We start from the raw sequence: 25,482 nt of genomic DNA, 5'->3' as shown, positions 1-25,482 counted from the left end.
ATGACTACCCCGCGACGCTGCGCCCCGGTTGCGTGGGTTCCCACTGAAGCAAATTCGCCGCAACCGAATCCGCCGTGGACCAGAATGCAAGATGACGCGTGTCATGCCAATCCGCGGCCCAGGGCAAATTGCCATTTCGCACGCTGGGCTTGCATTTGGGAGACACTGGAAGGGGGCCGATTATTGCCGCCCGGCGCCCTTCTATTGGCGGGCGAACGGGCCTATATTCCGTCGTCTTTTCCGAGAGGTAGGAATGTTTCGATCGACCTGGACCGCCGCCGTCACGGCATTGTGCATAGCCTTTACGACCCACTTCAATCCGGCCGCCGCACAGGACCGCCGCGTCCCGTCGTCGCCGGCCGAGCTGCGGCTGTCCTATGCGCCGATCGTGCAGCGGGTGCAGCCGGCGGTCGTCAACGTCTATGCCGCCAAGGTGGTTCAGAACCGCAATCCGCTGCTTGACGACCCGATCTTCCGCCGCTTCTTCGGCGTACCGGGCCAGCAGCAGGAGCAGGTGCAGCGGTCGCTCGGTTCGGGCGTGATCGTCGATTCGTCCGGGCTCGTCGTCACCAACGTCCACGTCATCGAAGGTGCCGACCAGGTCAAGGTTTCGCTGTCGGACAAGCGTGAGTTCGAGGCCGAGATCGTGCTGAAGGATTCCCGCAGCGATCTTGCGGTGCTGCGCCTCAAGGACAGCCGCGAGAAGTTTCCGGCTCTCGAGTTCACCAATTCGGACGAGCTGATGGTGGGCGATGTCGTGATGGCGATCGGCAATCCCTTTGGTGTCGGCCAAACGGTAACCCACGGCATCATCTCGGCACTCGCGCGCACGCAGGTCGGCATCACCGACTACCAGTTCTTCATCCAGACCGATGCGGCGATCAATCCTGGCAATTCCGGCGGCGCGCTGGTCGACATGAACGGCCGGCTCGCCGGCATCAACACCGCGATCTATTCGCGTTCCGGCGGCTCGCAAGGCATCGGCTTTGCGATCCCGGCCAACATGGTGCGCGTCGTCGTTGCCTCCGCCAAGAGCGGCGGCAAGGCGGTGAAGCGCCCATGGCTTGGTGCGAAGCTGCAGGCGGTGACGCCCGAGATCGCTGAAAGCCTCGGCCTGCGTTCGCCGACCGGTGCGCTGGTCGCGAGCGTGGTGCAGAACGGGCCCGCGGCGAAGGCGGGCCTGAAATCCTCCGATCTCATCATCGGGATCGACGGCCAGACCGTGGACGATCCCAACGCCTTCGACTACCGCTTCGCGACGCGTCCACTCGGCGGCTCCGCGCAGGTCGACGTGCAGCGCGGGGGCAAGCCGGTCAAGCTGACGGTGGCGCTGGAGACGGCGCCCGACATCGGCCGCAACGAACTCGTCGTCACCGCGCGCTCGCCGTTCCAGGGCGCGAAGGTCTCGACCATCACGCCGGCAGTCGCCGACGAGCTGCATCTGGACGCCGACACCGAAGGCGTCGTGATCACCGATCTCGGCAGCGACAGTGCGGCCGCGAGTGTCGGCTTCCAGAAGGGCGACATCATTCTGGCGGTCAACAACCAGAAGATCGGTAAGACCGGCGACCTCGAGAAGGCCGCAGGCGAGCGCCCGCGGATCTGGCGCATCACGCTGGTGCGCGGTGGCCAGCAGATCAACGTCACGCTGGGCGGATGAGTCCGAAGCGACCACAGGAGACGCCAACTCTCTTTGCCGCTGCTGGGCTCGATCACGAGGCTCCGCATCCGCTGCCGGACCGGCTGCGCCCGCGCGCGCTCTCGGAGGTTGTCGGCCAGGATCACATCCTCGGTCCCGACGGCGCGCTGACGCGCATGCTGGAGACGCGCACGCTCGGCTCGCTGGTGTTCTGGGGCCCGCCCGGCACCGGCAAGACCACGGTGGCGCGGCTGCTGGCGGACGCGACGGACCTGCATTTCGAGCAGATCTCCGCGGTGTTCTCCGGCGTCGCCGACCTGAAGAAGGCGTTCGACGCCGCGCGGGCCCGCCGCGAGATGGGCAAGGGCACGCTGCTGTTCGTCGACGAGGTGCATCGCTTCAACCGTGCCCAGCAGGATTCCTTTCTGCCGGTCATGGAAGACGGCACCGTGGTCATGGTCGGCGCCACCACCGAAAACCCGTCCTTCGAGCTCAACGCGGCGTTGCTCTCTCGCGCGCGCGTGCTGGTGTTTCGCTCGCTCGATGCGGCCGCGATCGAAAAACTGTTCGTGCATGCCGAGGAGGTCGAGGGCCGCAAGCTGCCGCTCGATTCGGAGGCGCGCGCGGTGCTGGTTCGCATGGCCGACGGCGACGGCCGGGCCTCGCTGACGCTCGCCGAGGAGGTCTGGCGCGCCGCGCGCAGGGACGAGATCTTCGACGCCGCGCAATTGCAGGAGATCCTGCAACGCCGCGCGCCGATCTACGACAAATCGGCCGACGGCCATTACAACCTGATCTCGGCGCTACATAAGTCGGTGCGCGGCTCTGACCCCGATGCCGCGCTCTACTACCTCGCGCGCATGCTCGATGCGGGCGAGGACCCGCTGTTCCTGGCCCGCCGCGTCGTGCGCATGGCGGTGGAGGACATCGGGCTCGCCGACCCGCAGGCCCTTGTCATCGCCAATGCCGCCAAGGACGCCTTCGACTTCCTCGGCCATCCCGAGGGCGAGCTCGCGATCGCGCAGGCCGTGGTCTACCTCGCCACCGCGCCGAAATCGAACGCGGTCTACACCGCCTTCGGCACGGCGATGCAGGTCGCCAAGCAGGCCGGCTCGCTGCTGCCGCCGAAGCACATCCTGAATTCCCCGACCAAGCTGATGAAGTCGGAAGGCTACGGCACCGGCTACGAATATGACCACGACGCCCCCGACGCCTTCTCCGGCCAGGACTATTTCCCGGAAGCCCTCGGCCGCCAGACCTTCTACGACCCGCCCGAGCGCGGCTTCGAGCGCGAGATCCGCAAGCGGCTGGATTACTGGGCCAAGCTGCGAAGGGAGCGGGGCGGTTCGCGCTAGAAACGGCCATTTCGCCGTGACGGCAGCCGGCTTTTAGGGTACGCAAGCATCCATGAGCCGACGCATCAAAAGAACCGATCCAAAGCCCCGTTCGCGCGATGAGCGCAAGGAAGCGCGCCCGTTCAAGGCGCGCAGCGCGAAAACAGCCGGGCCGCGTTCGGGGGCCAAGCCGGGTGCGAAGCCACCGCGCTTTGCCGGTGAGCGCGCTGAGCGGCGCGCGCCCAAAGCTGCGCTGGAAACGTCTGCGCCGGCAAAGCCGGTCGAAGCGTTGCTGCCGACCAAGGTTCAGACCGTCACCGTGACGGCCGACGAGAACAACATGCGCGTCGACCGCTTCCTCGAAGCGCGCTTTCCGGGCCTGTCGTTTTCGCATATCCAGCGCGTCGTCCGGAAAGGCGAGCTGCGTGTGGATGGCAAGCGCGTCGACAGCAAGGACCGCCTGGAAGAGGGCCAGAGCGTCCGCATTCCGCCGCTCAAGCTCGACACGCCGAAGGCAGCCGGCCCGCTGTCGGAGGCCGCGCAAAAGACGCTTGCCGCGCTGAAGGAGATGACGATCTACGAGGACGACGACGTTCTCGTCCTCAACAAGCCCGCCGGCCTCGCCGTGCAGGGCGGCTCCGGCATGACACGACACATCGACCAGATGCTGGAGGTGATGCGCGATTCCAAGGGCCAGAAGCCGCGCCTCGTGCACCGCATCGACAGGGAAACGTCGGGCTGTCTGCTGATCGCAAAGACGCGCTTTGCCGCCTCGCACCTGACCGGCGCGTTCCGCTCGCGGTCAGCGCGAAAGGTCTATTGGGCGCTGGTGCCGGGTCTGCCGAAGCCCAAGCAGGGCCGCATCTCGACCTTCCTCGCGAAGGAGGAGGGCGAGGACGACACCATCATGCGCATCGCCCAGCACGGCGACGAGGGCGCGAGCCACGCGGTGACCTATTATGCGGTGGTCGAGACCGCCGGCAACAAGCTGACCTGGGTGTCGCTGAAGCCGGTGACGGGCCGCACCCACCAGCTCCGCGCCCACATGGAACATATCGGCCATCCCATCGTCGGCGATCCCAAATATTTCAACATCGAGAATTGGCAATTGCCGGGCGGCCTGCAAAACCGGCTGCATCTGCTCGCGCGCCGCATCGTCATTCCACACCCGCGCGGCGGCGTGATCGACGCCACCGCGCCGCTGCCGCCGCACATGCAGCAGTCATGGAATCTGCTCGGGCTCGACGCATCCAGATTTGATCCGATCGAGAACGCGCCTGAAGAGTAGGCAAGCGAAACATCAGAGCGCGCAGCTAGCCACACTCTCCGCTGTCGTCGCCCGGCTTGACCGGGCGACCCAGTATCCCAGAGACGTCGGTGTGACACGGAGAAGCCGAGGCGTACTGGATGCCCCGGTCAAGTGTTTAGTCTGAGGACATGGCCGACACCGTTCCGCAAGCCGGGGCATGACATCGATTGTGGAGCCGCAGCCTAGTCCCAATCCCCCTCAATTCCGGAACTGCTCGAGAAACATCCGCAAGGAGTCGTGCGGGGTCTCGACATCCGTGATCAGCCAGCCTTCCGGCCCGTTGACCAGGATGAAGTTCAGCGTCACCCGGCGGCCGTCATTGTCGAAATTCGCCGCGACATAGGTCTTGTCGTATTGCCTGCGGATAACTGTGATCGCGATTGGGCCGAGCTTCCAGCTCGGGCTCTGGACCAAGAAATCATAGGGCTCGACCCTCGGCGCGCTCCAGGCCTTGCGCAGGCTGGGATCGAAGAATTGCCGGGCGGTGGCATCATCCCTCGGCAGGCCTTTCGACAGCTCCGGCGCGCCCTCGCCGTAATAGGCATAGACGTTGCGCACGAGCGATTCCGGGGTGCGGAAGCCGGCCTCCGCCGCGGCCAGCCCAAGCCCGGTGAACAGGGCCACGATGCCCGCAAGTTCCCTCATACCCGCCGCTCGCTTTATCGGCCGCCGGTCTTATCTTAAAAGCCTAGCATTCAGCGGCGGAGACCGGAAACTCAAGATGCGCGAATTGTTCGATGAAGCCGCGGGGCAGTCTCCGCTCGATCCGCGTGAGGCGGCCCGCCAGTCTGCGCGCACGCCGCAGCGCAAGCGCTTCTACAAGGAGGCCGGCCTCGCCGAGGCCGAGGGCGGCTTCGCCATCACGCTCGATGGCAAGCCGATCCGCGCGCCCTCCGGCCGCCAGGTGGTGATCCCCTCGCGCGCGCTCGCCGATGCGGTGGCCTCCGAATGGGCCACCCAGGGCGAGACGATCGATCCCGTGACCATGCCGCTGACACGGATCGCCAACAGCGTGGTCGAGGGCGTGGTCGACCGCGTCGAGCTCGTCAGCGACGACCTCGCAAAATACTTCCAGACCGATCTGTTGTTCTACCGCGCCGGCCATCCCCAGGCTCTGGTCGCGCGCGAGGCCGCGCATTGGGACCCCGTGCTGTTCTGGGCGGCGGAGACGCTGGGGGCGCATTTCATCCTGTCCGAGGGCATCATGCATGTGAAGCAGCCGGACGAGGCGATCCAGACTGCGCGCGCCGCGCTGCCCGGGGATGCCTGGTCGGTTGCGGCGCTTCATATGGTCACGACGCTGACCGGCTCGGCGCTGCTAGCGCTGGCGCTGGCCCACGGCGTGCGCGATGCCGGCCAGGTCTGGGCAGCCGCCCATGTCGATGAGGACTGGAACGCCGACCAATGGGGCGTGGACGAGGAAGCGGCAGCGCGCCGGGCCACTCGCCTGAGGGATTTCGAAGCCGCCGTGGCGGTTCTGGCGGGCGTGAAGCCGCCCGCGGCCAAAGGTCCTTAACGACAGGTTTACGACGGCGGCCTTAGGGTGGGCTCGCGTTCCACCGGGCCCCGTTGAGATGCCGACGCCGATAAGCTCGATCGTTCCGGTCAATGCCGCCAGCCCCGTGGCTGATGCGGCGACGCCTGACCTTGTGCTTCAGACCGGCAGCGTGGTCGACGCCAAGGTCGTCAGTGTGCTCGCCGACAATCTGGTGCGGATCGCGATCGCAAATCTCTCCCTCGACGTGATGTCGGAAGTGGCGCTGTCGCCGGGCCAGAACCTCCAGCTCGCGGTGTCGCAGAATGACGGCGCGATCCGGCTCGCCATCGTCAACGGGGCAGGCGAGGCGGCGGCCGATCAGGTCACGCTGACGCCGCGTGCGGCCTCGCTGGTGGAGAGCCCGCCGCTTGCGCCATCAGTCAATGCGCCACGCAACACGCTGACCCCATCGGAGCAGGTCGCCGTCACCGTGGCCTCGGCCGAGGCCGCGGCCAAGCAGGGCAGTCAGGCGCCGCTGTTCGCCAATCTGGCCTCCGTCGTGACCGGCAGCGATCTGCCGGCGGGACTGAAGCAGGCGGTGCTGGCCGTGCTGGCGCAGCAAACCCCACTCAATGCCGGGCTCGATGGACCCGACATCGAATCTGCCTTCCAGAAATCCGGGCTGTTCCTCGAGGCCTCGCTCGCCGCGGGCGCAGCGCCGTCATCCGGCACCGTGCCGGACCTGAAGGCAGCGCTGCTGGTGCTGCGTCAGACGCTGGCGACGCTCGAGACCGCGGCTCCGCAGGCGCCTGCGCAAGGCGCCGCGCTTCCTGCGAGCGCCACCGTGACACCGCAGCCCGCCGCCGCGCCGGCTCAGGCCGCGGGTGAGGCGGCGCCGGCTGCGTTATTGTCGCCCGAACCGGACATCGCCCAAGCTCCGCAAATGCCGCGCAGCGCGGCCTTCGCGGCCGCCGTGCTCGCTGAAATCGCCGCCGACGTCTCCCAAGCCGCGGTGCCGCGAACGATGTCCGCTGGCCTCGCCGCGAGCCTCCTGCAGGAGGTCACGCAGAACCTGCCGCACATGACCGGCAACGTCCCCGGTTCGAACAAGGCCGTGCCTGATGGCCACGTCTTCGAGGCGGCCGCGCGCGCAACGCCGCCGCCGATCCGCGGCGCGCTGCCGTCGCCGCAATCGATCGCTTCGGCATCGCTCGCGCCCGATACCCCGCTGGCTGCGACCGTGCATCGCCTGCTCGACGACATCGATGCCGCGATCGCACGGCAGACCTTGCTTCAGGTCGCTTCACTTCCTGATCGCACCGATGCCAGCGGCCATCGCATCGATCCGGCCGTGCCGCAGTGGAATTTCGAAATTCCCTTTGCAACCCCGCAGGGCACCGCGATGGCGCAATTCGAGATCTCGCGCGACGGTGGCAGCGAGTCCGCCGATCCCGCCAAGCGCGCCTGGCGCGCGCGCTTCTCGCTCAATGTCGAGCCGGCCGGCCCCGTGCATGCGCTGATCACGCTCAACGGCGAAAAGACCTTCGTGCGGATGTGGGCGGAGCGGCCGGCGACCGCGCAGCAGCTCCGCGCCGGCGTCGGTGAGCTCAATCAGGCGCTGACAAGGGCCGAGCTCAAGCCCGGCGACATCGTGGTCCGCGATGGCACCCCGCCGCAGCCTGCGCCGGCCCGCGCCGGGCATTTCTTGGATCGCGCCACGTGAGCGATGAGTCCAAGCTCGCGATCGCGCTGCATTACGAGAAGGGCAGCAACGCGCCTGTTGTCGTCGCCAAGGGCAACGGCACGATCGGCGCAAAGATCGTCGAGATCGCCAAATCGAACGACATCCCGATCGAGGAGAACGAGATCCTGGCCGGCGCGCTCTCCAAGGTCGAGCTCTGCGAGGAGATCCCGCCCGACCTCTACAAGGCGGTCGCCGAAGTGCTGGTGTTCGTGCTGCGGCTGTCGGGCCGGGCGCGGTAAATGCTGTCATCGTTTGACCAGATATCGGCGGCATTGTAGCCGTCCCTTTCGTCATTCAACGGACACTGCTCTTGCTGACCCGCCGCTCCACCCTCGGCCTTCTTGCCGCAGCCGCCACCATGCCGCAGCGCGCGCTCGCTCATGTCGCGCCGCCGCGCAATGAGATCCGCGAGAGCCTGGCAAAGCGCTTCACCGACCTTGGCACAGCCGGGACCTTCGTCGCCTACAAGGTCGACGACTATCTGATTGTCGCCAGCGACAACGAGCGTTCGGGCGAGGGCAAGCTGCCGGCCTCGACCTTCAAGATTCCGAACTCGCTGATTGCGCTCGAAACCGGCATTGTCGCCGATCCCGACAAGGACGTGTTTCCGTGGGACGGTGTGAAGCGTCCGATCGAAGCCTGGAACAAGGATCACACGCTGCGCAGTGCAATCGCGGTAAGTTCGGTGCCGGTCTATCAGGAGATCGCGCGCCGCATCGGGCAGGAGCGTATGCAGAAATATGTCGATCTGTTCGACTACGGCAATCGCGATATCGGCGGCGGCATCGACCAGTTCTGGCTCACCGGAGCCTTGCGCATCGATCCGGTCGAGCAGATCGACTTCGTCGACCGGCTGCGCCGTCGCGTGTTGCCGATTTCCAAGCGCAGCCAGGATCTCGTCTGTGACATCCTGCCGGTGACCAAGGCCGGCGAGAGCGTCATCCGCGCCAAGTCCGGGCTGTTAGGGGCGGAGCGCGGTGAGCCGTCGCTCGGCTGGATGGTCGGCTGGGCCGAGAAGGGCGGGGCGCAGACAGTGTTTGCGCTCAACATGGATTGCCGCGAGCCGCGCCACATCGAGGCCCGCATGACGCTGACGCAAGCCTGCCTTGCCGAGATCGGCGCGATCTAGCTTCACCGCGCTGGCGCATACTAGGCCGCTCGACTAGCATCGTCCCGACCAAGCAAGAATAATGGTCGGGAGGAAAACAATGAACTCAAAGCCGCTCTGGCTGTCGTCGCTCGCGCTTGCCGCTGCGGGCGGCTGGCTCGCTGCCACGATGTTGGCCGCACCCGCCACCAGCAAGGAGCCGCGCTTCCCGCAGCTCACCATGGACCAGCTCGACGCGAGGCAGAAGCCGCTCGGTGAGCAGATCATGAAGGTGTCGAGCGTCGGCATCGGCGGTCCCTACAATCCGATGATCCGCAGTCCCGTGCTCGGCCAGCGGCTGTTCGACCTGTTCCACTATCTGCGCTGGGAGACGTCGGTCCCGACTAAGCTCAACGAATTTGCGATTCTGATCGTCGGGCGGCAGTGGCGCTCGCAGGTGGAGTGGTTCGCCCACGCGCCGCTGGCAGCAAAGGCGGGCCTGTCGCCGGACATCATCGCGGAGCTCAAGGCCAACAAGCGCCCGTCGAAGATGGCCGAGGACGAGGCTGTCGTCTACGACTTCGTCACCGAGCTCACCACCACCAAGAAGGTCACCGACGAGACCTATGCGCGGGCGAAGAAGGTCTTCAACGACCAGCAGATCGTCGACCTCACGGCGGTCGCCGGCAATTACGTGATGGTCGCGATGCTGCTGGCGATGGCGGAAGAGACGACGCCGCCGGACAAGCAGGAGCCGTTCAAGCCAGGCGAGCCGTAAGAAGAGCTTTCTTGCGGCCATCCTTCGAGACGCCCGCTTTGCGGGCTCCTCAGGATGAGGTCTTGCTTCGCGGAAAAATGTGAGACCCTCATGGTGAGGCGCCCGCGAAAGCGGGCGTCTCGAACCATGCAGGCCGCGCAGTCTCTCAGCGCCAAACCGGCTTGCCGGCCGCCGGACGCCGCGCTGTCAATTCGTCAGCCTTGGCGCCGGGTCAGGCGCTATCGGTCTTCTTCGCCGTCAGCGCCTGGTCGATCGCAAAACCGCCGATCTCGCTTATCGCCTGCGAGATCGGGTCGCCGTTGCGGGCAAAGCCGTCGCAGAGGAAATCGAACTGTGTCCGTGCCAGGCGCAGCACCTCGATCGGCACGGAGACCGCGGTCTCGTTGAAGCTGTCGACGGAGGCGCGCAGCGTCTCGAGCTCGCCGGTGAGCTTGCTGATATGGCTTTCGGCATCCTGCATCAGGCCGAGCAGCCTGCCGCGCTCGGCATCGAACGCTGCGCGCTCAGTGGCGGCAGCCGAGGTCACGTCCGCAAGTTGCTTCCGCAAGGTCTCGATCTGAGCGACCACGAGCTCGGTGCCTTCACGCAGCTTGACGAGGCGCTTGTTCTCTTCCTGTTGCTCGTGAAAGAGCCGCTCGGCCGACATAGCCCGCTTCGTGAGCGATTCGATCAGCGCTGCGGCGCGCAGCAGCATCTCGCCGTTTTGCCCCGACACCATGCTGGCCATCCGGCGCAGGAAGTCGGTGGTCTCGGACGATGATTTCGGCGGCAGGGGGACGACCGTCGCGGACATTGGGTGATGCTTGCAGCCAGACGTGGTGACCGCCGCCGTACCGACTGAGCTCACGCAACATTCGGCGTCTGATCGTGGAACCCGAGCAAGCCTGAATCGGCTGGCCTGGTCAACCGGCGAGGGCAGGCAAAAAAGCCGCAGTCCCGCCGCCAAAGCGCTCGGGGTCAGGCGTCCTTCTGCCGGCCGATCCGGCCGAGATGGGTGAAGCCGAACCCGGCCGAATATTTCAGGCCAAAGCCGAGCGCCCGGTCGATGCCGATATGGGCGAGCCAGATCAAGGCGATTGACAGGGTGAGGGGCGAGGCGAAGCCGAAGCCCAGCGTCATCAGCGTCACCGGCAGCATGTAGCTGTGGGCGACGTTGTAGACGAGGGCGCCGAATTTGGCGTCCGACAGGTATGCCAGGAAGCTCAGATCGGGGACGAAGAAGAGCAGGGCGAACACCAGCCAGGAGCCGCCCCAGACCGCGTAGAGCATCACCATGCCCGCAAACAGGGTCAGGCCCTCCAGGCGGAGCAGAATATTGACGCCGCCCGTCGCAGCGCCGGTCTCGGCAGCTTTCTCGTTCATGGTCGCCTCCCATGCAAAACTTTGTAATTCCTTGCGCTTTCACGCTGCGGCAGGGCAGCCCTGCGACGCCGAAAGCAGCTTCCCGGCTCGCAAAATGCCGTGTTAGAACCCCCGGCAATCGCATTTAGGCTAAGAACTGGCGGGAGCAAATGAAACATATCCTGGACGCCCTTGAAGAACGTCGTGCCGGCGCAAAGCTCGGCGGCGGGCAGAAGCGCATCGACGCGCAGCACGCCCGCGGCAAGCTGACCGCGCGCGAGCGCATCGAGCTCCTGCTCGACAAGGGATCGTTCGAGGAATTCGACATGTTCGTCGAGCACCGCTCGACCGAGTTCGGCATGGAGAAGACCAAGATCCCCAGCGACGGCGTCGTCACCGGCTGGGGCACCGTCAACGGCCGCAAGACGTTTGTGTTTGCCAAGGACTTCACCGTGTTCGGCGGCTCGCTGTCCGAGACCCACGCGCTGAAGATCACCAAGCTGCAGGACATGGCGATGAAGGCGAGGGCGCCCATCATCGGCCTCTATGACGCGGGCGGCGCCCGCATCCAGGAGGGCGTCGCGGCGCTCGCCGGCTATTCCTACGTGTTCCGCCGCAACGTGCTCGCCTCCGGTGTGATCCCGCAGATCTCCGTCATCATGGGCCCCTGTGCCGGCGGCGACGTCTATTCGCCGGCGATGACCGACTTCATCTTCATGGTGAAGAACACCAGCTACATGTTCGTCACCGGCCCCGACGTGGTGAAGACGGTGACCAACGAGGTCGTCACGGCCGAAGAACTCGGCGGTGCCTCGGTACACGCGACGCGCTCCTCGATCGCCGACGGTGCCTTCGAGAACGACGTCGAGACGCTTCTGCAGATGCGGCGCCTGATCGACTTCCTGCCGTCCAACAACACCGACGGCGTGCCGGAATGGCCGAGCTTCGACGACATCGGCCGCGTCGACATGTCGCTCGACACGCTGATCCCCGACAATCCGAACAAGCCCTACGACATGAAGGAATTGATCCTGAAGGTCGTGGACGAGGGCGACTTCTTCGAGATCGCGGAGTCCTTTGCCAAGAATATCGTCACGGGCTTTGGCCGCATCGCGGGCCGCACTGTCGGCTTCGTCGCCAACCAGCCGATGGTGCTGGCGGGCGTGCTCGATAGCGACGCCTCGCGCAAGGCCGCGCGCTTCGTCCGCTTTTGTGATGCCTTCAACATCCCGATCGTCACCTTCGTCGACGTGCCGGGGTTCCTGCCGGGCACTGCGCAGGAATATGGCGGCCTGATCAAGCACGGCGCGAAGCTGCTGTTCGCGTACTCGCAGTGCACCGTGCCGCTGGTCACCGTCATTACCCGCAAGGCCTATGGCGGCGCCTTCGACGTCATGGCCTCCAAGGAAATCGGCGCCGACATGAACTATGCCTGGCCGACCGCCCAGATCGCGGTGATGGGCGCGAAGGGCGCGGTCGAGATCATCTTCCGCTCTGACATCGGCGACCCCGACAAGATCGCTGCCCGCACGAAGGAATACGAAGACCGCTTCCTGTCGCCGTTCATCGCGGCCGAGCGCGGCTACATCGACGACGTCATCATGCCGCACTCGACCCGGCGGCGCATCGCCCGCGCGCTGGCGATGCTGAAGGACAAGAAGACGGAAATGCCGGCGAAGAAGCACGACAATTTGCCGTTGTGAGAATGCGTAGCGCGGATGAGCGTAGCGACATTCGGGTCTTTACTCAGGTCCCCGCATGTCGCTTCGCTCATGCGGGCTACTGATTTCTTCTGATTTGGTATCCTCGATCCAATGACCGAAGACGATCTGACTGACGAGATTTCGGACATCGAAGATCGGATCGCGGCGCTCGCCGAGATCGCCGAGCGATGCCGGAAGTTCATTCTGGCGTCGAAGATCGCCATCGGCGGTGGTGCCGCGCTGTTGTTGATCACGATCCTCGGCCTGTTGGGGACAGGCCTGACCGCTGCGCTCGGATCGATCGCCCTGGTGCTGGGCGGGATCGTGTCGCTCGGTTCGAACATCAGCACGTTGCAGCAAACCGAGAGCGCCATTGGTGCTGCGGAGGCGCGCCGTTCGGCATTGATCGGCAGGATCGACCTTCGCGTCGTCGCCGATACGCCGATGAAGCTGGTCTGATGGCGGCGCTTCGATGGCGGAACGGCACGCTCGCGACGCGATAGAGCAAGGAGGCTTCTTCCAGCGCCCGACTGAGGTCAGCCATTGGCGCAAACCAGAACGCATGGCTGAGCAGTGGGGCGCGCGAACAAAAAAAGCCCCCGAGAGGAAACCCATAATGGGAATCTTTGGGGGGCCATTTTTTAGCGAAGCTCGTATTGAAAAAGTGCGGAGTTTCTATTTGCACACCCGCCCCGGTTCTCCTTCACTGGCTGCTCGATCTGCGGTTATCCCGCTCTCGGTCGTCACAGCACCAGCTTGGTCAATTGCCGTGATAATCACAGGACGCGCACATATTACCAACTTGATCCATGTTCTGCTTAGGACTGTAGCCTGAGTCGTGCAGATTCTGCCTGTAGAGTGCCCAAGCAGGTCGTTCGTCAATACTAGCCCCTGCTGGAGGAGGGCCAGCAGTCATCACAGTTGATCGGTATTTCTGATGGAGTGATGAAACATGATGCTGATTACTACCAGCATTAGCTGACACAACACCAAAGGCTAATGTGGCTGCAATAAGAAGTGCGGTCTTCATGATACACCTCCTATAAGGCAACGGAGTTGCTGCCAAAGCAAGTTTACTGCTTCTGTCAACCGGTTCATTGTGAACTAGCTCACATCGTCGCACGTCGAAGCGACTTCCTTCATGACCTCGAACATGTCCACTTTCTTCCATCACCTGTGCGTGTTCACGCTGGTCGCAGCGGTCGCGGTCGAATTCACGCTGATCCGGCAGGAACTGACGGGTTATCCTGCTCTGTGCGGCTGTGATGGCGCGGGGAGGGTGGGTTTAGCCGGTCAGCGCGCTGCATCCGCCGCGGCGAAATGCGCCATCTGGTCCGCGCGGGCTTTGACGAAGGCCGGGCGGGCCGTGGCGCGGGTGACATAGCGGCGGCAGCCGGATGGTCCGTGAGCCCGTCGAAGCGATCGACGAGGCGCAGTACGTCCGACATCAGGATGTCGGCGACGGAGAAGGAGCCCGCCAGCCATTCGCGGTCGGCCAGCACCGGCTCCATGTGCTTGAGGCGGAGCTTGAGGAAGTTGTCCAGAAATTTCCACGCCGGTGTATCGCTCGCATTCCCGGTGAACTTGAGGAGCGACCAGGGCAGGCTCGCCACCTCCACCGAATTGAGCGCGGCGAACATCCATTCCGTCGCCTCACTGCGGCCGCGCTGATCGGTCGGCATCAGCTCTGGATTGCGCTCGCCGAGATGGAGCAGGATGGCGCCGCTCTCGAAGATCGAGAGGTCGCCATCGGTCAGCCACGGCACCTGGCCGAACGGCTGGTGCGCGAGATGCGCGGCGCTGCGATCGCCGAACGGCACGCTCGCGACGCGATAAGGCAAGGCGGCCTCTTCGAGGGCCCAGCGCACACGCAGGTCGCGCACGAAACCTCGCGGTAGCTCGGGAACCCAATCGAAGGTGGTGAGGGTGAGGTTGGCCATTCGGTGTCTCCGTGTCCCGGTTCAGAGGAAAGGACGAGCGGCGGGTGCGCGTTCCGACAAGCGGGAGATTATTTTCGTTCCTTCCCTTACCGACACGACGGAAAATCGGTCGTGTGGGCTTTTTGTTGTCGCCACTATGACCGGCTATGCTGACGCCAAACAACAGGAGGAACCCCGATGCCAGCCGCCTTCTTCGTCGTCCGTGCGATCGTGACAGACCCCAGCAAGCGCGCCGCTTTCGACAAATGGTACGAGAGCGAACATGTGCCCGACGCGGTGAAGGCGTTCGGCGTGAGCAAAGCCTGGCGGTTCTGGAGCTTAGATGATCCCTCGCTACATCTGGCGATGTATCAATTCGATGACGAGGCCAAGCTCGCGGCGATGCTGAAGGGCGATGCGCTGAAGCGGCTCGTCGCCGATTTCAACCGCGACTGGCCCGATGTGAAGCGATCGCGCGAGACGCTGGTGCTGGCGCAGGAGTTTGCGAAGTAGGCAGATCGTGGTCCGGATGAGCGCAGCGATATCCGGGGAAAGCGTTCCCGCATGTCGCTTCGCTCATGGCTACGAATCCTGTCACCAAGTTCAATGAAGCTGAACGTGCGATTCAGCGGCAGTTCATGTCCCGACCGCAACACTTCCTCGGCATCACTTGCTCGATCGCGGGAGGATATGTCATGGAGCGCAGGAACTTTTTGAAATTTGCAATCGGTGCCGCAGCGGGAGCGGCCGCGTTCACCGCCGCCGCACAAGCCGCGCCGCTGTCGCCGCGGCCGCTCGGTGATATCAGCATGCCGCAAGGCAATCCGGACGCTCATCCCGCCGTCACCACCAGCGAGGAAGCCGCCCAGCTGAAGCCCGAGCAGGTGCGCTGGCATGGCCACGGCCACTGGGGTTGGCGCGGCCGCCACTGGGGCTGGCGCCACCGTTGGCATCGCCGCCGCCACTGGCGGCACTGGTAACGCCGCTCCGCCAGGAGGGCCTGCAAACGCCAATCGGGGACCGCGCTTTGCTGTCCCCGTTTTTGTTCATCCTGATGAAAGAAAATGGCCGCGCAGGCTTTCGCCGCGCGGCCAGGTCACAATACGAAGGTCAGATCAGAGCGGGCGGCAGCGGCCAGCGTACCAGCGGAAGCCATAGGGGCACACGCGCGGTCGCGGCGCTACGACGACCGGCGGGGCGACCACGACCGGCGGGCGAGCCACGACGACCGGACCGCGCATCGGACGGCAGTGGCCATAGGCGCCACGATACCAGCCGGGGCCGCAGCCGCCGGCGGCGCGGGCCGCCTCGCTGAAACCGACGACCGCGCTCGCGAGCATGACGGCGGCAAACAGAAACTTCATTTGATCTTCCTTCTCGTCTTTTGGGGGGCAGGGCGCCTGCGGCGCACATTGAATCAAAAGACACGATTCGACAGGTTAAATTGTGCGACATGTCGGCACGGCGCGATCCAAACCTGCCGATCATGACGTGAATGCGGCATGAACGTTCCCCGCATGCGGCTTCACGCCGCTAGCGGTCGAGAAAACCCAGCACCAGGTCTGTGTACTTCTCCGGCGCTTCGAGGAAGACGGTCAGCACGAGATGGGCAACACGGTCGGGATAGGATGTTGTTCACGCGCAGTTGTGTTTAGTCCTTCGCGTTCCCGAACAATGCCGCAAACTGCTTTTCGCCGGTGCGCGTGAAGTTCACGACGCGGCTGCCGGGCGTGGGATCGCGCGCAGCCCATTTCAATTCGGCGAAGCGCTGCATCATGGCGGCCCCGAGCGTGCCGGCGAGATGGTGGCGCCGCTCGCTCCAGTCGAGGCAGGCCTTGCATACCGGGCGGCGCGGATGGGCGAGCGTCTCGGGCGAGATCTGCAGATGCTTTGCGAGGAAGCGCTCGCCCTCAGCCGTCAGCTCGATCTCCTGTTTCTTCTGCCTGACCAGTTGGCGCTCGCGCATGGTGTCGAGCATCTGCACGCCGAGGTCGCCGGCAAGGTGATCGTAGCAGATGCGCGCGCGCCGCAGCGCCGGATCCTTCGGCCCGGTGCGCACGCGCATGTGACCGGTCCGTGCGGCGAGGCCCGCAAGGCCCTCGAGCACGCCGGCGACGTCGTCATCGGTGAGGCGGTAGTAGCGGTGGCGGCCTTGCTTCTCCGGTTCGACCAGTCCGCCGGCTTCCAGCTTCGCAAGATGCGAGCTGGCGGTCTGCGGCGTGATGCCGGCCTCCTGCGCGAGCTCGCTCGCGGTCAGCGCGCGGCCGTTCATCAGCGCGGTGAGCATGTTGGCGCGGGCGGGGTCGCCGACGAGCGAAGCGACCATGGCGATGTCGGGGCCTGATTTCATGCTTCGATGGTAGCCGAAGCATTGCGGTCGGGCAAGGGCGTAGCGTGTCTCGGCAAACACGTCATTGCGAGCGAAGCGAAGCAATCCAGATTGCTTCAGCGGCGACGGTGCCGCTCGCGCTTCTCGTAATGACGGCGAAAACGTCAGGAGCCCATCATGTCCGTCACCGTCTTCATCCGCTACCAGCTCGATCCCTTCAAGCGCGCGCAGTTCGAGGAATATTCGAAGCGCTGGCTCACCATCATCCCGAAATGCGGCGGCGATCTCATCGGTTATTTCATGCCGCACGAGGGCACCAACAACATCGCTTTCGCGCTGATCACTTTCGAGAGTCTCGCGGCCTATGAAGCTTATCGCGCCCAGCTGCGGCAGGATGCGGAGGGCATGGCCAATTTCCATTTTGCCGAGGACAACAAGTTCATCCTCGCGGAAGAGCGCACATTCCTGCGCAAGGTGGTAGTGTAGGCCAGAACACCTAGGCCAGAGTACCGTTAGCAGGAGACACCCATGATCGCCGTGATTTTCGAAGTCTGGCCCAAGCCGGAACACCGCCAGACCTATTTCGACCTCGCGGCCGATCTGAAGCCGATCCTGCAAACCATCGACGGCTTCATCTCGGTCGAGCGCTTCGAAAGCCTGACCGAGAAGGGCAAGCTCTTGTCTTTGTCGTTCTGGCGGGATGAGGCAGCAGTGCAGGCCTGGCGCAACACGATGGAGCATCGCCGCACCCAGGCCAAGGGCAGGGCACAGATATTTGCCGATTACCAATTGCGCATCGCCAGCGTCGTCAGAGATTACAGCATGACCGATCGCGAGCAAGCGCCGAAGGACAGCCGCGCCGTGCACGACGCACACTAGCGTTCGCGTTGGCGCGTGCCTATGTCTGCGCGGCCAACAAGGGAGAGAAACATGCACGTAACGACAGCGGACAAGCGCGCGACATTCAGGAAGATGCACGAGAGCGGCTGCTTCATCCTGCCCAATCCGGTCGACGTCGGCAGCGCCAAGGCGTTGCAGCATCTGGGTTTCAAGGCGATCGCGTCATCGAGCGCGGGCTTTGCCTGGACCATAGGCAAGGCCGACAACCGTGTCAGCGTGGAAGACGTCTGTCAGCATCTGGCAGCATTGAGTTCGGCGGTCGACATCCCCGTGAACGCGGATTTCGAGGGCGGCTTTGCGGTCGAGCCGGAGAAGGTTGCGGAGAATGTCGAGCTCGGGGTGCGCACCGGCGTTGCCGGCCTGTCGATCGAGGATTCCACCGGCGACAAGGACAAGCCGATCTACGACCGTGCGCTTGCGATCGAGCGCATCAAGGCGTCGCGCAAGGCGATCGGCGACAGCGGCACGCTGCTGGTCGGCCGCTGCGAGGCGTATTTGTGGGGCGTCACCGATCTCAAGCTCGTGATTGACCGGCTCACCGCGTACGCCGATGCCGGCGCCGATTGCCTCTACGCGCCGGGGCTGAAAACGCGCGAGGACATCGCCGCGGTGGTGAAGGCGGTGCATCCAAAGCCGTTCAATCTCCTGATCGGCGGCTCCGGTCTGTCGTTGCAGGAAGCCGCCGATCTCGGCGTGCGCCGGATCAGCGTCGGCGGCTCGCTCGCGCGTGCCGCATGGGGCGGCTTCATGCGCGCTGCGAAGGAGATGGCGGAGAAGGGGACGTTCACCGAGCTCGGCAGCGGATATCCCGGCGGCGAGCTCAACAAGATGTTCAGCTAGAGGCCAAACGGATAGCGGCGGGATGTGAGGTCCCGCCGCTTTCTCCTACGCCCCACGTCATGCCCCGCCTTGCGCGCACTTACGCATCGGGGCGGGGCATCCAGTACGCCGCAGCTTCTCGATTTGAACTCCGCCGTCTCTGGAATACTGGATCGCCCGGTCAAGCCGGGCGATGACAGTGTGGCGTTACTTCGCGCCGTCAGACGGCGCCGGAGTATCAGGAGCCGGCTTGTTCGGCGCAGCACCCGTGGTCACGCCCGGTGCGGTGTTGTTGCGCGGCGTCACGTCACGCATGCCGGGAGGTGCAGCCGGATTGGCGGGCTGCGTCTGCTGAGCGCTCTGCGTCGCCGGCGGGTTGCTCGCCTGGTTGTTGCCCGTGCTCGTGTTGTTCAGGCCGTAGAACACGGCGCCCAGCACCACGGCTATTGCCACAGCAAACAGCGCGACCTTGCCACTGGAGGCGGGGCCTTCGCCAAGCTCGGGATCGGCCTGAAGATCGGCATCGCGGCGCGCCGCGCGAAGATACTCATCGTCGGCGAGGTTCGGGCGATACGGATCGTTCGGAAAACGGTCGTCAGCCATCGATTGGTCTCCTCGTTGATTGCGGTGAGACAACCCGTGGATGCGAGATTCTGTTCCGAGCTCCCTAGTGCTTTCGTCGCGTGTTGCCCTCGCGTTGGGAATCGGAACCTGTTCATCTCGGATGAACCCTTGTTCATCCTGGAACCCTAGACGTAAGTTCCACCATCGAGATAGGGAAGAAGAGATGTGGAGCATGGAGAGCGACAGCGTACTGTATTTCCTGTCGCTGGTTGCGGTGGCCGCACAGGGCATGACGGCCGCGCTTGCGGCTGGCCGGCGCAGCATGGATTGGCTAGGCGTCTGCTTCCTCGGCTGCATCACCGCGCTCGGCGGTGGCACGCTGCGCGATCTCCTCCTCGGACACTATCCGCTGGCCTGGGTTGCGAACCCCGTTTATCTCGCGCTGGCCGGAGGCGCGGCCTTCGTCACCATCCTGTTTGCGCGCCTCGTGCATCGGCTGAAGGTCGCCTTCATCGTACTCGACGCCATCGGCCTCGTCGTCTTCACCATGGCCGGTTGCAACGTCGCTTGGCAGATGGATGCCTCGCTGCCGATCGTCATCGTCTCCGGCATGGTGACAGGCTGTGCCGGCGGTGTCTTTCGCGACGTGCTCTGCAACGACGTGCCGCTGTTGTTTCGCTCCGAGCTCTACGCCAGTGTCTCGGTCGTGACCGGACTGTTCTATGCGACCGCCTTCGGCCTCAAGCTCAACGCGGAGCTCTGGACCATTTTGACTTTCGTCCTCGGCATCAGCTTCCGCCTCCTCGCGGTACGCTACAAATGGGAGATGCCGAAATTCGTGTTTACGGGAGACGAGGAGCGGGGGGCCTTAGCTACGGCTCCTGCTTCCGCGCTTTCGCCACCTGCGCCGGCGTCACCAGCGGTGACGCGTTGCCCCAGGAATTGCGGATGTAGTTGGTCACCGCCGCGATCTCCACGTCGGATAACTGCTTCGCATAGGCCGGCATCTCACCGGCGTTCGGCGCGCGCGGCGTCGTCACGGTGTGTGCGCCGTCGAGAATGATCCGCACGGTGGAGGATGGATTGACCGATTGCAGCAGCGCGTTGGCAGGCAGCGGCGGATAAATGCGCGGCGCGCCGGAGCCGTCGGCTTCATGGCAGGCGATGCAGAGCTTCGCGTAGACGGCCTGGCCGGCTTTCATTTCGGCATCGTCAGGCGGCGTCACGATCGTCTCGCGCCGCGCCGACGGCAGGCTCTTTAAGTAAACCGCGATCGCATTCACGTCGGCATCGCTCATCTTCGACGTCGAGTTGACGATGACCTCAGCCATTGGCCCGTCGGCATGGCTTTTGGCGTTGCGCCCGCTTTGCAGATATTCGGCGACGTCCTCGACGCTCCATGATTTCAGACCTGCGCGGGGCGCGCCATCGAGTCTTGGCGCGTACCAGCCGCCGACTCCGTTGCCCGACAGCGGCTGCGCCTGCTTGTCCGCGCCAAAATAGTTCTTCGGCGTGTGGCAGGCGCCGCAATGGCTGAGGCCGGTGACGAGATAGCCGCCGCGATTCCACGCCGCGCTCTGGCTCTGGTCCGGCTCGAACAGACCGGGCTTGAAATACATGTAGTTCCAGACCCGCATCAGCCCGCGATGACTGAACGGCCAACGCAGCTCCGGTGGTTTGTTGCGGCTGGTGATGGCCGCGAGCGTTCCGAGATAGGCGCGGATCGCCAGCGTGTCGTCCTTGGTCATCCGCGTGAAGTAAGGGTAGGGGAAGGCCGGGTAGTAGTTGGAGCCGTCAGGCGCGATGCCGTAGCGCAGGGCGCGGGTGAAATCGGCGTCGGCCCAGGCGCCGATGCCGGTGTCGCGGTCCGGCGTCAGGTTCGGCGTATAGATCGCGCCGAAGGGCGTGTCGATGCGCTTGCCGCCCGCGAACGGCTTCGCCGGATCGGCGGTGTGGCAGCCCGCGCAGTCGCCGGCCTCGACCAGCGTCTTGCCATGTGCGATCAGCTCCGGCGACGGCTCGGCGGCGATGGCCACGCTCGCAACCGCACTGCACAATGCCAAACCCACAAGAGCCCAGCCAGCCAGAATCGTCCGCATCGAAAGCCTCTCCTGCGACCAATCGAGGTCATCCCGCATGATAGGGGCGTCACGTCATTTCGCGACGGCGGGGGTATGGTGACACAAATTGAAAATGCGTGACGCCTAGCAGCCACGAAATTGCGATTTTTACCCGGCGCTCCGTTTGGTCCAGATTTGTGATGCGGAGCGTTAAATATCCGACATAAAGTGGCACAGGTGGTCGGCGCGCCCTAGCTAAAAACGACGGGCAGGCAACGGCTTAAGTCAGCAAGACCTGAACAGGGCGGTAAAGGGGACAGCATGGGTATCAACCAGGGTCCGATCAGTCTCGATCAAAAATACACCCAGGAAACCGGACACGTCTTCACTACGGGCATCCAGGCCCTGGTCCGCCTGCCGATGGCCCAGATCCGGCGCGACCGCGCCAACGGCCTCAACACCGCGGGCTTCATCTCCGGCTATCGCGGCTCGCCGCTCGGCGGCTATGACCAGCAGCTCTTCGCCGCCCGCAAGCATCTCGAGCAGTACAACATCAAGTTCCAGCCCGGCGTGAACGAGGATTTGGCTGCGACGGCGGTCTGGGGCTCGCAGCAGCTCAATCTCTCGCCCGGCGCCAAGTACGACGGCGTGGTCGGCATCTGGTACGGCAAGGGCCCCGGCGTCGACCGCTGCGGCGACGTGTTCCGCCACGGCAATGCCGCTGGCTCGGCCAAGAACGGCGGCGTGCTGTGCCTTGCCGGCGACGACCACGGTGCAAAATCCTCGACTGTCCCGCATCAGTCCGACCATGCCTTCATCTCGGCGCTGATGCCGTATCTCTATCCCTCGAGCATCCACGAGATGATCGAGATGGGCCTGCTCGGCATCGCGATGTCGCGCTACTCGGGCTGTTGGGTCGGCATGAAGGTGATCACGGAGACGGTGGAGACCACCGCCGAGATCGATCTCACCGACGAAATGAAGCCCTTCATCATCCCCTCCGATTTCGAGTTGCCGCCCGGCGGCCTCAACCTCCGCTGGCCCGACGACCGCTTCGAGCAGGACCGGCGCCTGCAGGACTACAAGGGCTTTGCCGCGATCGCCTTTGCGCGCGCCAACAAGGTCAACCGCATCACCATGGATTCGCCGAACGCCCGCTTCGGCATCATGGCATCAGGCAAGAGTTATGAAGACGTGCGGCAGGCGCTGCGCGAGCTCGGCATCACCGAGCAGGTCGCCGCCAAGATCGGCCTTCGCCTCTACAAGATCGGCATGCCCTGGCCGCTCGAGCCGGAAGGCGTGCGCCAGTTCGCGGTCGGACTCGAGGAAATCTTCATCATCGAGGAACGGCGCGAGATCGTCGAGAACCAGGTCAAGCAGGAGCTGTTCAACTGGCGCGACGACGTCCGCCCGCGCATCGTCGGCAAGATGGACGAGCACGACAAGCGCTTCCTGACCTTTTCGGCCGAGCTTACCGTCGCTTCGCTTGCGACTTCGCTCACGGAGCGGCTTCTCCGACTTAATCTCAACCCCGAGATCGCGGAGATGCTCCGCGCCAAGGCCGACTGGTTCAACGGCCGTCAGGCAACCCAAATGCAGGCGGTCGCTCCGGTCTCTCGCGTGCCGTATTTCTGCTCCGGCTGCCCGCACAACACCTCGACCAAAGTGCCGGAAGGCAGCCGCGCGCTCGCCGGCATCGGCTGCCACTTCATGGCGCTGTGGATGGACCGCTCGACCGAGACGTTCACGCATATGGGCGGTGAGGGCGTGCCGTGGGTCGGCATCGCGCCCTTCACCAACGAGAACCACATCTTCGCCAATCTTGGCGACGGCACCTATTTCCACTCGGGCCTTCTCGCCATCCGCCAGGCGGTCGCCTCCAAGACGAATATCACCTACAAGATCCTCTACAACGACGCCGTCGCCATGACTGGCGGCCAGCGCCATGACGGCGATCTCTCGCCGCAGCAGATCACGTTCCAGCTCCACGCCGAAGGCATCCGCGAGATTTACCTGGTCTCGGAGGCGCCCGACGCCTATCCGGCCGACACCATCGCGCCGGGCGTGAAGAAATATCACCGTGACGAATTGCAGAACGTCATGAAGATGTGCCGGGAGTACAACGGCACCTCGGCGATCGTGTTCGTGCAGACTTGTGCCGCCGAGAAGCGCCGCCGCCGCAAGCGCGGCCTGATGGAAGATCCGGCGCGCCGCGTCATGATCAATCCGGCCATCTGTGAAGGCTGCGGCGACTGCTCGGTGCAGTCGAACTGCATCTCGGTTGAGCCGCTGGAGACCGAGTTCGGACGCAAGCGCGCCATCAACCAGTCCGCCTGCAACAAGGACTATTCCTGCCTGAAGGGCTTCTGCCCGTCCTTCGTCACCATCGACGGCGGCAAGCCGCGCCACCGCGCGCCGGCCGATCTCTCTGACATCGGCGCGCTGCCCGAGCCGGCCTCGCGGCCGACGCTCGACAAGCCCTATAACATCGCCGTCGGCGGTGTGGGCGGCACCGGTGTGCTGACCATCGGTGCGCTGCTCGGCATGGCCGCTCATATCGAGGGCAAGGCCTCGATGATCCTGGACATGTCGGGCCTCGCGCAAAAGGGCGGGGCGGTGCTGAGCCACGTCCGCCTGTCGGATCATCCGGCCGAGGTGACCTGCTCGCGCATCGTCACCGGCACGGCCGACGTGGTGCTTGCCGCCGACGAGGTGGTCGCGGTCGCCAAGGATACGATCTCGCTCTGCGACACCAGCCGCACCCGCGGCATCATCAACAGCCACATCATCCCCACCGCGGACTTCGTCCTCAACCGCGACTTCAACTTCCAGACCCGCAAGCTCAACGCGGTGCTGGAGACGGCCTTGCACAAGGACTCCGTCTTCTTCGATTTCACCCAGCCAGCCGAGCAGCTTCTCGGCGACTCCATCGCCACCAACATGATGATGATGGGCTACGCCTATCAGAAGGGCCTGCTGCCGCTTTCGGCGGAAGGGATCGAGCAGGCGATCGAGGTCAACGGCGTCTCGGTCAAGATGAACAAGGAAGCCTTCCGCCTCGGCCGCCTCGCGGTCGCCGACCGCGCGCGCCTCACGGACATGCTGAAGGGGACGGACGCTGTCGTCGCGCCGAAGACGCTGGACGCGATGACGCTGGATGAGGTCATCGAGCATCGCGCCAAGCATCTGACCGCCTATCAGAACGGCCGTCTCGCCAAGCGTTATCGCAAGCTAGTCGATCAGGTTCGCGATGCCGCGAAGCAGGGCGGTTATGACGACGCGCTGACGCGCGCGGTCGCGGTCAATTACGCCAAGCTGCTGGCCTACAAGGACGAATATGAAGTCGCGCGCCTCTTCACCGACGGCGCCTTCGAGCAGCAGCTCCGCGACCAGTTCGAGGGCGACTTCAAGTTCAACTTCAATCTCGCCCCGCCGATCCTGGCGAGCGGCGTCGATGCGCTGGGCCGCCCGAAGAAGCGCGCCTTCGGCCCGTGGATGCTGAACGTGCTCCGCGTGCTGGCGAAGTTCAGGTTCCTGCGCGGCACGCCACTGGACATCTTCAGCCGCAGCGCCGACCGCAAGCTCGAGCGCGATCTGATCGCCGGCTACGAGAAGGACGTCGCCACCGTGCTCGGCCTGTTGTCGCCGGTCACCGTCGACACCGCCGTTGAGCTGCTCTCGCTGCCCGACCGCATCCGCGGCTACGGCCCGGTGAAGGAGAAGGCCGTCGTGGACGCCAAGGCCCGCTACGCCCAGCTCGCCGCCGACTTGGCGAACCCGCCGCCAGCGCCACGCCAGATCGCGGCGGAGTAGGGACGCTTAAAAGGCAAGGGCTCTCGTGCCCCGGACGCAGCGCAGCGCTTCCCTGGCGATGCGAAGCATCGTCCAGTGCAGCGGTGCGCTGCAGAGCCGGGGCCCACGTTAAAGCGATGTGCGCGCCGGCATGGGTCCCGGCTCTGCGCAGCAACGCTAAAGCGTTGCAGCGCGTCCGGGACACGAGAGTTTCCTGATGAATCGGTAGGGTGGGCAAAGACGCGAGGCGTCGTGCCCGCCATCTCGCCCGAATTGCACCGAAGAGGTGGGCACACTGCGCTTTGCCCACCCTGCGATTTCCTGTTTGAAATCAACCACCGTTCTACTGTGCATGGGGTTGTTTTCGTAAAAAAGAAAATCGCTTGTGCCGTCGGGCAAAACACCTTTACGATTTTGGTTAGTCGAGATGCTCGTGCCCCGGACGCAGCGCAACGCTTCCCTGGTGATGCGAAGCATCGTCCAGTTTAGCGGTGCGCTGCAGAGCCGGGGCCGATGTTGCAATGATTTATGTGGCGGCATGGGTCCGGGCTCCGCGCAGCAACGCCACAAGCGCGTTCACGCGCGTCTTCGACGCGCTATGCGCATTGCAGCGCGTCCGGAACACGAAAGCATCACTTGCGCCCACCCGCTACCCTCTCGCCCGACGGAATATTTCCGCGCTTGCCA

General features: G+C 64.6%; 24 protein-coding genes and 2 pseudogenes. 17 read left to right on the top strand and 9 right to left on the bottom strand.

What is annotated here, in order from left to right; genetic code table 11:
- Nucleotides 1-253: 253 nt before the first annotated feature.
- Genes AC629_RS05440 through AC629_RS05430 form a run of 3 tightly spaced genes read left to right on the top strand, consistent with a single transcriptional unit; the run spans nucleotide 254 to nucleotide 4,261 of the window.
- Complete coding sequence (locus AC629_RS05440; RefSeq protein WP_084803746.1) at nucleotides 254-1,660, top strand: DegQ family serine endoprotease; 1,407 nt, start codon at nucleotides 254-256, stop codon at nucleotides 1,658-1,660.
- Nucleotides 1,657-2,994, top strand: a complete 1,338-nt coding sequence (locus AC629_RS05435) for a replication-associated recombination protein A (protein ID WP_084803745.1) — start codon at nucleotides 1,657-1,659, stop codon at nucleotides 2,992-2,994. Before AC629_RS05440 ends, AC629_RS05435 begins: the two co-directional genes overlap by 4 nt.
- Before the next feature lie 52 nt (nucleotides 2,995-3,046).
- Nucleotides 3,047-4,261, top strand: coding sequence for an RluA family pseudouridine synthase (locus tag AC629_RS05430; protein WP_084803744.1), 1,215 nt, complete (start codon nucleotides 3,047-3,049; stop codon nucleotides 4,259-4,261).
- A gap of 219 nt (nucleotides 4,262-4,480) precedes the next feature.
- On the opposite strand, the gene AC629_RS05425 is transcribed toward AC629_RS05430, so the two are convergent.
- Nucleotides 4,481-4,927 carry a hypothetical protein gene (locus AC629_RS05425; RefSeq protein ID WP_084803743.1) on the bottom strand — a complete coding sequence of 149 codons (447 nt, stop codon included), beginning with the start codon at nucleotides 4,925-4,927 and terminating at the stop codon, nucleotides 4,481-4,483.
- Between the two features lie 76 nt (nucleotides 4,928-5,003).
- Between AC629_RS05425 and AC629_RS05420 the strand changes: the two genes are divergently transcribed.
- The 5 genes from AC629_RS05420 to AC629_RS05400 all read left to right on the top strand — a co-directional run bounded on the left by AC629_RS05420 (nucleotide 5,004) and on the right by AC629_RS05400 (nucleotide 9,368).
- Nucleotides 5,004-5,798 (top strand): ATP12 family chaperone protein, encoded by a 795-nt coding sequence (locus AC629_RS05420; RefSeq protein ID WP_084803742.1) that lies wholly within the window; start codon nucleotides 5,004-5,006, stop codon nucleotides 5,796-5,798.
- Between the two features lie 58 nt (nucleotides 5,799-5,856).
- A complete protein-coding gene (fliK, locus tag AC629_RS05415; protein WP_084803741.1) occupies nucleotides 5,857-7,482 on the top strand; it encodes a flagellar hook-length control protein FliK in 1,626 nt (541 codons plus the stop codon).
- Nucleotides 7,479-7,742, top strand: coding sequence for an EscU/YscU/HrcU family type III secretion system export apparatus switch protein (locus AC629_RS05410; protein WP_084803740.1), 264 nt, complete (start codon nucleotides 7,479-7,481; stop codon nucleotides 7,740-7,742). Before fliK ends, AC629_RS05410 begins: the two co-directional genes overlap by 4 nt.
- A gap of 71 nt (nucleotides 7,743-7,813) precedes the next feature.
- Nucleotides 7,814-8,632, top strand: a complete 819-nt coding sequence (gene blaOXA / locus AC629_RS05405) for a class D beta-lactamase (RefSeq protein WP_084803739.1) — start codon at nucleotides 7,814-7,816, stop codon at nucleotides 8,630-8,632.
- 79 nt (nucleotides 8,633-8,711) lie between these two features.
- Nucleotides 8,712-9,368, top strand: coding sequence for a carboxymuconolactone decarboxylase family protein (locus tag AC629_RS05400; protein ID WP_084803738.1), 657 nt, complete (start codon nucleotides 8,712-8,714; stop codon nucleotides 9,366-9,368).
- Between the two features lie 211 nt (nucleotides 9,369-9,579).
- Here the strand turns inward: AC629_RS05400 and AC629_RS05395 are convergent, their stop codons facing one another.
- On the bottom strand, nucleotides 9,580-10,161 hold the full coding sequence (locus AC629_RS05395) for a nucleotide exchange factor GrpE (protein WP_084803737.1): 582 nt from the start codon (nucleotides 10,159-10,161) through the stop codon (nucleotides 9,580-9,582).
- 164 nt (nucleotides 10,162-10,325) lie between these two features.
- Nucleotides 10,326-10,730: a DUF4260 domain-containing protein gene (locus AC629_RS05390; RefSeq protein ID WP_084803736.1), complete on the bottom strand. Its 405-nt coding sequence runs from the start codon at nucleotides 10,728-10,730 to the stop codon at nucleotides 10,326-10,328.
- 149 nt (nucleotides 10,731-10,879) lie between these two features.
- Here AC629_RS05390 and AC629_RS05385 point away from each other — a divergent pair, with 149 nt between their 5' ends.
- Both AC629_RS05385 and AC629_RS05380 read left to right on the top strand, forming a co-directional pair.
- Nucleotides 10,880-12,412, top strand: a complete 1,533-nt coding sequence (locus AC629_RS05385; RefSeq protein ID WP_084803735.1) for an acyl-CoA carboxylase subunit beta — start codon at nucleotides 10,880-10,882, stop codon at nucleotides 12,410-12,412.
- 111 nt (nucleotides 12,413-12,523) lie between these two features.
- A complete protein-coding gene (locus tag AC629_RS05380) occupies nucleotides 12,524-12,871 on the top strand; it encodes a hypothetical protein (RefSeq protein WP_074117538.1) in 348 nt (115 codons plus the stop codon).
- 301 nt (nucleotides 12,872-13,172) lie between these two features.
- Here the strand turns inward: AC629_RS05380 and AC629_RS44950 are convergent, their stop codons facing one another.
- Nucleotides 13,173-13,442 carry a hypothetical protein gene (locus AC629_RS44950; RefSeq protein ID WP_143198930.1) on the bottom strand — a complete coding sequence of 90 codons (270 nt, stop codon included), beginning with the start codon at nucleotides 13,440-13,442 and terminating at the stop codon, nucleotides 13,173-13,175.
- A gap of 263 nt (nucleotides 13,443-13,705) precedes the next feature.
- Nucleotides 13,706-14,352, bottom strand: a pseudogene (locus AC629_RS05370) (glutathione S-transferase family protein).
- 177 nt (nucleotides 14,353-14,529) lie between these two features.
- On the opposite strand from AC629_RS05370, the gene AC629_RS05365 reads away from it, so the two are divergent.
- Nucleotides 14,530-14,844, top strand: a complete 315-nt coding sequence (locus AC629_RS05365; protein WP_084803733.1) for a DUF4286 family protein — start codon at nucleotides 14,530-14,532, stop codon at nucleotides 14,842-14,844.
- Between the two features lie 182 nt (nucleotides 14,845-15,026).
- Complete coding sequence (locus AC629_RS05360; RefSeq protein WP_084803782.1) at nucleotides 15,027-15,311, top strand: twin-arginine translocation signal domain-containing protein; 285 nt, start codon at nucleotides 15,027-15,029, stop codon at nucleotides 15,309-15,311.
- Between the two features lie 135 nt (nucleotides 15,312-15,446).
- Here the strand turns inward: AC629_RS05360 and AC629_RS05355 are convergent, their stop codons facing one another.
- Together AC629_RS05355 and AC629_RS05350 are read right to left on the bottom strand one after the other, a co-directional pair.
- Nucleotides 15,447-15,695 carry a GCG_CRPN prefix-to-repeats domain-containing protein gene (locus tag AC629_RS05355; protein WP_084803732.1) on the bottom strand — a complete coding sequence of 83 codons (249 nt, stop codon included), beginning with the start codon at nucleotides 15,693-15,695 and terminating at the stop codon, nucleotides 15,447-15,449.
- Nucleotides 15,696-15,982: 287 nt separating this feature from the next.
- Nucleotides 15,983-16,681 (bottom strand): ArsR family transcriptional regulator, encoded by a 699-nt coding sequence (locus tag AC629_RS05350; protein WP_084803781.1) that lies wholly within the window; start codon nucleotides 16,679-16,681, stop codon nucleotides 15,983-15,985.
- Nucleotides 16,682-16,837: 156 nt separating this feature from the next.
- Between AC629_RS05350 and AC629_RS05345 the strand changes: the two genes are divergently transcribed.
- Genes AC629_RS05345 through AC629_RS05335 form a run of 3 tightly spaced genes read left to right on the top strand, consistent with a single transcriptional unit; the run spans nucleotide 16,838 to nucleotide 18,400 of the window.
- Nucleotides 16,838-17,146 (top strand): NIPSNAP family protein, encoded by a 309-nt coding sequence (locus tag AC629_RS05345; RefSeq protein WP_084803731.1) that lies wholly within the window; start codon nucleotides 16,838-16,840, stop codon nucleotides 17,144-17,146.
- A gap of 42 nt (nucleotides 17,147-17,188) precedes the next feature.
- Nucleotides 17,189-17,539: an antibiotic biosynthesis monooxygenase family protein gene (locus tag AC629_RS05340; RefSeq protein WP_084803730.1), complete on the top strand. Its 351-nt coding sequence runs from the start codon at nucleotides 17,189-17,191 to the stop codon at nucleotides 17,537-17,539.
- A gap of 51 nt (nucleotides 17,540-17,590) precedes the next feature.
- Nucleotides 17,591-18,400 (top strand): isocitrate lyase/PEP mutase family protein, encoded by an 810-nt coding sequence (locus tag AC629_RS05335; protein ID WP_084803729.1) that lies wholly within the window; start codon nucleotides 17,591-17,593, stop codon nucleotides 18,398-18,400.
- Between the two features lie 186 nt (nucleotides 18,401-18,586).
- On the opposite strand, the gene AC629_RS05330 is transcribed toward AC629_RS05335, so the two are convergent.
- A complete protein-coding gene (locus AC629_RS05330) occupies nucleotides 18,587-18,982 on the bottom strand; it encodes a hypothetical protein (protein WP_084803728.1) in 396 nt (131 codons plus the stop codon).
- Nucleotides 18,983-19,166: 184 nt separating this feature from the next.
- On the opposite strand from AC629_RS05330, the pseudogene AC629_RS05325 reads away from it, so the two are divergent.
- Nucleotides 19,167-19,805 (top strand): annotated as a pseudogene (locus AC629_RS05325) (trimeric intracellular cation channel family protein); the annotation flags it as partial.
- A 10-nt stretch (nucleotides 19,806-19,815) separates the two neighbouring features.
- Here the strand turns inward: AC629_RS05325 and AC629_RS05320 are convergent.
- The gene (locus AC629_RS05320) at nucleotides 19,816-21,042 is read right to left on the bottom strand and encodes a c-type cytochrome (protein WP_084803780.1); all 1,227 of its coding nucleotides are present in this window, start codon (nucleotides 21,040-21,042) and stop codon (nucleotides 19,816-19,818) included.
- Nucleotides 21,043-21,324: 282 nt separating this feature from the next.
- Here AC629_RS05320 and AC629_RS05315 point away from each other — a divergent pair, with 282 nt between their 5' ends.
- Nucleotides 21,325-24,816, top strand: a complete 3,492-nt coding sequence (locus AC629_RS05315; RefSeq protein ID WP_084803727.1) for an indolepyruvate ferredoxin oxidoreductase family protein — start codon at nucleotides 21,325-21,327, stop codon at nucleotides 24,814-24,816.
- Nucleotides 24,817-25,482: the final 666 nt, after the last annotated feature.

Source organism: Bradyrhizobium sp. NAS80.1 (assembly GCF_001908205.1).
GTDB lineage: Bacteria > Pseudomonadota > Alphaproteobacteria > Rhizobiales > Xanthobacteraceae > Bradyrhizobium.
Note: the sequence above shows the minus strand (reverse complement) of the source record. Positions and strands in the feature narration are given on the sequence as shown.

Coding starts and splice junctions, on each gene's coding strand:
- AC629_RS05315 (WP_084803727.1), top strand. CDS start 21,325: ATGGGTATCAACCAGGGTCCGATCAGTCTCGATCAAAAATACACCCAG.
- AC629_RS05390 (WP_084803736.1), bottom strand. CDS start 10,730: ATGAACGAGAAAGCTGCCGAGACCGGCGCTGCGACGGGCGGCGTCAAT.
- AC629_RS05385 (WP_084803735.1), top strand. CDS start 10,880: ATGAAACATATCCTGGACGCCCTTGAAGAACGTCGTGCCGGCGCAAAG.
- AC629_RS05380 (WP_074117538.1), top strand. CDS start 12,524: ATGACCGAAGACGATCTGACTGACGAGATTTCGGACATCGAAGATCGG.
- AC629_RS05365 (WP_084803733.1), top strand. CDS start 14,530: ATGCCAGCCGCCTTCTTCGTCGTCCGTGCGATCGTGACAGACCCCAGC.
- AC629_RS05420 (WP_084803742.1), top strand. CDS start 5,004: ATGCGCGAATTGTTCGATGAAGCCGCGGGGCAGTCTCCGCTCGATCCG.
- AC629_RS05330 (WP_084803728.1), bottom strand. CDS start 18,982: ATGGCTGACGACCGTTTTCCGAACGATCCGTATCGCCCGAACCTCGCC.
- AC629_RS05435 (WP_084803745.1), top strand. CDS start 1,657: ATGAGTCCGAAGCGACCACAGGAGACGCCAACTCTCTTTGCCGCTGCT.
- AC629_RS05320 (WP_084803780.1), bottom strand. CDS start 21,042: ATGCGGACGATTCTGGCTGGCTGGGCTCTTGTGGGTTTGGCATTGTGC.
- AC629_RS05355 (WP_084803732.1), bottom strand. CDS start 15,695: ATGAAGTTTCTGTTTGCCGCCGTCATGCTCGCGAGCGCGGTCGTCGGT.
- AC629_RS05395 (WP_084803737.1), bottom strand. CDS start 10,161: ATGTCCGCGACGGTCGTCCCCCTGCCGCCGAAATCATCGTCCGAGACC.
- fliK (WP_084803741.1), top strand. CDS start 5,857: ATGCCGACGCCGATAAGCTCGATCGTTCCGGTCAATGCCGCCAGCCCC.
- AC629_RS05360 (WP_084803782.1), top strand. CDS start 15,027: ATGGAGCGCAGGAACTTTTTGAAATTTGCAATCGGTGCCGCAGCGGGA.
- AC629_RS05400 (WP_084803738.1), top strand. CDS start 8,712: ATGAACTCAAAGCCGCTCTGGCTGTCGTCGCTCGCGCTTGCCGCTGCG.
- AC629_RS05440 (WP_084803746.1), top strand. CDS start 254: ATGTTTCGATCGACCTGGACCGCCGCCGTCACGGCATTGTGCATAGCC.
- AC629_RS44950 (WP_143198930.1), bottom strand. CDS start 13,442: ATGAAGACCGCACTTCTTATTGCAGCCACATTAGCCTTTGGTGTTGTG.
- AC629_RS05430 (WP_084803744.1), top strand. CDS start 3,047: ATGAGCCGACGCATCAAAAGAACCGATCCAAAGCCCCGTTCGCGCGAT.
- AC629_RS05425 (WP_084803743.1), bottom strand. CDS start 4,927: ATGAGGGAACTTGCGGGCATCGTGGCCCTGTTCACCGGGCTTGGGCTG.
- AC629_RS05345 (WP_084803731.1), top strand. CDS start 16,838: ATGTCCGTCACCGTCTTCATCCGCTACCAGCTCGATCCCTTCAAGCGC.
- AC629_RS05335 (WP_084803729.1), top strand. CDS start 17,591: ATGCACGTAACGACAGCGGACAAGCGCGCGACATTCAGGAAGATGCAC.
- AC629_RS05350 (WP_084803781.1), bottom strand. CDS start 16,681: ATGAAATCAGGCCCCGACATCGCCATGGTCGCTTCGCTCGTCGGCGAC.
- AC629_RS05340 (WP_084803730.1), top strand. CDS start 17,189: ATGATCGCCGTGATTTTCGAAGTCTGGCCCAAGCCGGAACACCGCCAG.